The organism is uncultured Leptotrichia sp., from assembly GCF_938036635.1.
In the GTDB taxonomy this organism is placed as follows: Bacteria; Fusobacteriota; Fusobacteriia; order Fusobacteriales; family Leptotrichiaceae; genus Leptotrichia; species Leptotrichia hongkongensis.
This window is the reverse complement of sequence record NZ_CALHQO010000010.1, coordinates 1-5525: the sequence shown is the minus strand read 5'-3', so window position 1 is coordinate 5525 and position 5525 is coordinate 1. Positions and strand designations below refer to the sequence as shown.

The following is a 5525-nucleotide window of genomic DNA, read 5'->3' as shown; positions in this document are numbered from 1 at the left end:
TATCATCTCCTTTGAAATCAATTTATTTATTTTCTAAATTCATTTGATACTTTCAATTTAAATTTTCTTAATACTTCGTGATTTTTAAGTTTTTTTCCTTCTACTTGAACAGTATAACTTATAATTTTTTTCATAAATTCAAAAGATTTTGATTTATCACATCTATGTATCAAACCATCTTTATAATAATTTTTTGCGATTATTAAACACCCTACTGAACTACCTCTACTTGTACCAGGATGAATTAATATCCATCTTTCTTGATGAATCAATTCTTTTTTTAAACCCCTATTGTCTTTCTGATGATTAAATACTCCTATTGCCCAATAATTTCTTGGTTCACCTCTATAGTGCCATCTCAATTCATGTGTTCCTGCAATTATTCTTTTCTTTCTCAACGGTTCAACTGTATCAGGCCCTTCTCTTTCGATAATATAACCATTATATCCTTCTACTTTTTTACCACTTGGATCTAATATACTAAATTCAGATAAAGTCGATAATTTTGTTTCTTCTATTCTTCTGACACTTATTGTATAATATCCTTGTACTCCAGTATGTGGACATGTTTTACAACTTGCAACTGGTTGAGAACTGTTAGTATTATTTTGACTCTTAGCATTGCTTTCGACTTTTGTATTCTTAGCGACAGATTTTACAGTACTAGATTTTGAATTCAAAATATTTGATCGATATTTAGCTGTATCCTCTTTTATTTCCATTTTAGGAGTATTATCAGTTTTTTTCTGTGCAGTATTATTAGATTTTGATAAACTATGAGTCTCGTCCCACTCTCCTTGACTGAACGGACATACTGCCACACTTTTTCCATTTTTTCTTATAGCATTTAATATATCTCTCGCAGTTGGAACATGTTTTATAGAAGTATAAAGCATTTTCCCTATTCCAATCCAGTTTGATACATCTGATGATTTTATTCTTTGTTTTGGAACTGCTTTTGCCTGTTTTACATTATTTTGTATTTTGTAGTTTTGTAATTTTATTTGTCCTGTATTTGTAGTGTTTATATCACTATTTAATTCTGATTTAATCAATTTTTTTGCATTTTCTGTTATAGTTAGATTTCCAGCTCGCATTAAATAACCATAAGTTATTACTGGAAGCATTTTTGCAGAATAGAAATTTTTCCTCTCATAATCACATAGGCTTAATCCGTGATTTTTTACTACTCCTTTTGTATCAAATTTAGGCCCTGATTTTTGTTTTACACTTTTATAGGCTTCTTTGAATACAGCATAGATTTTTTTTCTTAGATATTTTTCTTTTTCTGGGGTAACTTCCTGATTTGCAATTTGCATTTTTGCTTTGTTTATCTTTATAAAATTTTCTTTATTTTTCTTTTCAGACTCACTTAATTTTCTCATTCCAAGCATATTTTTTACATCTTTTGCAAAGTAAGAACGCATATTGTCCATTACCCCAGCTTTATATTTTTTCCATTTAGCATATTTTTGTGCCTCTTTTTTCAGCTGTGTCTGCATAAAATTATTATTTATATCGCTACAAATATTTATTAACAGCTTATATTGACAATCTGCATCTCTCTCAGCTTCCTTAACTTCTTCCGTTTTGGTAACAGCCGTTCCTGCTTCTTTTTGTCCAGCATCATCAATACTTATGATTCCACCGTGCATACATTGTATAGTCGAAATATCCAGCAATGCAGGCTTGTCTCTTACTTTCACATCTGTATTTTTCTCCCATGTCCCTATTAATGCTGGCTGACAAATCCCGATAGCACTACACGATTTAAAAGGCTGAATATTTGTGTCATTTATATTTGCCTGCTTTGCTCCTCCAAGCATTACTCTATCTTCATTTATTATTAGCCTGCTTATATCCTTTCCAAGCGTACACTTTAACATGCAGTTAGTATTTACAAATAATTCTCCAGTAGGATTTATAATATTCTGCAAATCATAAAATGATTTATAAAAGGAATACAAGTCCATAGAATCAATATTTGCTGCATAATCTCGCAATTCTTTACTATCTTTAAATAATCCCAAAATAATGCTTTTATCCTTTTCAAAGTCCAAATTATCCCTGTAATTTTCATAAACTTCATCTATCAAATTGCTTATTTGTCTGATATTCCGTACTTTTATTGCTGATTTTGAAGTTATCCAGTCATTAAGAACAGTAGTTACCCTTATATCTTTTCCAATTTTTTGAAGCCTGTCAAATAGTCCCATTTCACTTTTTGAAGGTAAATCTATTCCTTTGTGTTTTTTTATATACCATAACAAATAATTTCTAACTATATTACTATCTCTATATTCATGATTATCAAAATTCTTAATTTCATTTTCTTCCTTAAATCCAGTCTGAACCTTCAAAAATTCAATTATTATATTGTCAATTAACCTTCTTGATAAAGGAAACTGTCTGACTCCATTTTCATCTATAGAATAAGTTTTTTCATATTCTGATATATTTTCTCCAAGTTCTCTTATCAAATTTTCACATCTTGATTTTTGCAATTCTGAAGACTGTTTTTTACTCACTTTTATAATAATTTCATCAATATCCTTTATTCCTTGTATATATTTATCATATTTTTCAGGTAATTGATTTTTTTCAATCTTAACTTCCTCATCTTTGACATGTATATGAATCACACCTTGTATTTTATCCACATAATCGTTTTGTTTATTAAATTTATTTACAGGCTTTTTATCAGGAAATTTAACATATTTTGCTGAATATTGACTTAGCACATATTCTAGCGACTCTATGCTAGTTTTATTTGGAATAGGGTACGAATAAATATAATAAACTATATCCTGTATCCGCAAAACTTCATTATTCTCTTCTCTTCCCCTCAAAATATCAAATCCATGCTGTCTTATTACATTTCCAATGTTTTCATTGTCTTTTGTTGCCTCATCATACATTTTCAAAATAATATTTATATCTTCCTTATTTTCTTCCAGCACCTTTTTCCCAGTCTTAGTTTCCAAATATTTTACATAATCCTGATTATAAAGATTTTCATCTTGAAATTTAGCTTGCAGCCTCTTTAGAATAGACTCTTCAGGATTTACAAAAGCTAATTCAGGAGCTTTTCCATTTTCAGCTCTGTCTCTTTTATACTCTTCGCTATCCCAAACTTCCTCAAATTTCTGCCCATTAAATGTGAATACTCCGATTTTGCTGGTATTTTCAACATTTTCTATTTTTGTAGTATTTGAGGTTGAAACAGGTTTTTGCATTTGTACTGATTTTGATTGAGAATTATTTGAAATATTATTTTTAGGTTTCTGCTGAACTGCAGCCTGTTTATTTATATTTTTATTATCAGTCTGAGTATGATTTTTCTCCACAACTTTATGTCCAACTTCACAATTATCTTTGAATCCAATAATTACTGATAAGTCATGTCCTGCTAAATTTTCAGCATAAAGCAGTGAAGGCATGGAATTTCCATCTACTGGTATTCCCCATACTCCTTTAAAATTATTTTCCAAAGCATTAGACATTGCACCTTGTCCACATAAATGTGAGGCAGCAAGCATTCCAGATGATGTAAGCAAAAAACTTTTCCCTCTCAAATCTTCCGCTTTATAGCCTTGATTTCTTTTTTTCATTATTATTGTTTTTACTTTTGTTTCAGAAGCGGTTACTTTTCCTGGCGCTTTGTAAACTGCATTTTTAGGAACTGCTATATTTTTACAAATTTTGTCCTTATGTTTTTTCAAAGTTGCCCATCTCATTTTTACAGAACGCATAATTACTTCGTCTTGTGCTGCTGGAGTATTCAAAAAACTTTGTTTTCCTGTTAACTTCCATTTTGTGGCACCTTCACCAATAAATCTGGCATTTGCCCAAGTCGATCCTTTTGGAAGCCATCCCATATCCATCAAAACATCTGTTCCTATTTGATATTTTCCAATGTAATATTTTTGGTCTGCTAAATCATATTTTCCTCCACTTTCCAGCTTAGCTAATTTTTCAAAAAATGCAACCGCACTATCCCCAATATCTACCCCATTAAATTTTCTGTTTACCACAATCAATTTCCCCCTTTAAATTTTAAAATTTTCACAAAATTATTTTAACAATTCAAATAAAAATTATTACGCCCCTTCTTTGTTTACTATATTCTTATTTATAATTAATTTTATCATAAACTATTTTAACTGGCTTTTATGTATATATCCTTTCATATAATATCCCCCATCTTTATTATAAAAATACACATATTTCCAGGCACCTTCGTTTGAGATTTCCTCAACTGTAATGTTATTCGCTAATTTATGAATTATTGAACTATCTGAACCGTGGTTTTCTCTTACATTAACAACATTTTCCTTTGAAGTTGTTATAAAAATTTTACCTGTTCTCTTAGGTGATGCTAGCCCAAAATCTCTAACTTCTTCACGCCAAAAATGTTCACTTTTCATATCTGTTATTGCATAATTGGTTCCTCCACTTGCTGCAACTATTGATAAAAACAGATTATTTCCATCAATGCTTTCCAATTGTGAATCTAAATTTACTATATCTTTTGCAATTACTTTTCCATTTTTTGTAAAAAAAGTTTCACTATTTGATTGTCCTGCATAAGCATAAGGATATGTAAGAGTGTATATTGAGTAAATATTATTTGTAAAAAAAGCTGCCCCTTCCACTTTATCATCTGCTTCTTTAGAATTTCTATTATATTCATCAACTATCTTGTAAATCTCTTTCGGAAGTTTATCTAGTGCAATTTCCTTTGTAGAAAGCTCTTTTATAATCTTTACTGTTTCAAAACCGTTTATTTTGCTCTCAAATTCTGAAAAATTAGGATATTTTACCACATTTTCTCTCTTTGCAATAAGTTCCGGATATCTTTCTTCTATAAATATTTTTTTAGGAATCATAAAATCACGATAATTTTCATATACATAATCCACAATTTCTTTTGGAACTTCACGTAATTCAAGCCTTTTTAAGTTTTTTAATCGAGAAATTTCCTCAACTCCATTTTTTAATGGATTAAAACTTACATCCAAATGTTCGAGCTTTGTTAATTTTCCAATCCCTCTAATATCACTTATTTTATTGTTATGTATCCATAATTCCCTTAAATTCGACAAATTTAATAACGGCTTTACATCTTCTATTTGATTAAAATTTATTTTCAATACTTCCATTCTTTTTAGATTTTCTAGAGGCTTTATGTCCTTTATTCTATTCCAACGTAAATCAAGAATTTTTACATTTTTGTAATTTGCAACACAATTTATCTCTTCCAACCCTTTATTTCTCAAGTCTATTTTTTCAGAATTAATATTATATTTTTCTAGTTCAGTACAACTTTTATCTTGTTTAGAAATTGTATGAATTTGTGCCATTTGCTCATTTGTATTCTTATTTTCTTTCAACTCATCACTTTTACTGTTACTGCACGCTATAAATACTATAAAAATTGAAATTTTTAGTATTTTTCTCATTTTCTTTTTTATTAGAAATTTTTTCAAAAAGGGTGGAAAGTCCGATGGCCATCGCATCTCCCG

General features: G+C 29.4%; 2 protein-coding genes. Both read right to left on the bottom strand.

All coding sequences use genetic code 11. The annotated features are described in order from the left end of the window. Nucleotides 1-26: 26 nt before the first annotated feature. On the bottom strand, nucleotides 27-4034 hold the full coding sequence (locus tag Q0370_RS00110; RefSeq protein ID WP_299570429.1) for a DUF5675 family protein: 4008 nt from the start codon (nucleotides 4032-4034) through the stop codon (nucleotides 27-29). Between the two features lie 120 nt (nucleotides 4035-4154). Continuing rightward, entirely contained in the window at nucleotides 4155-5462 is a 1308-nt protein-coding gene (locus Q0370_RS00105; RefSeq protein WP_299570426.1) for a leucine-rich repeat domain-containing protein, read from the bottom strand. Nucleotides 5463-5525 lie beyond the last annotated feature (63 nt).

Bases quoted from the DNA above. Each gene is read 5' to 3' on its own strand.
- Q0370_RS00105 (WP_299570426.1), bottom strand. From the start codon at position 5,462: ATGAGAAAAATACTAAAAATTTCAATTTTTATAGTATTTATAGCGTGC.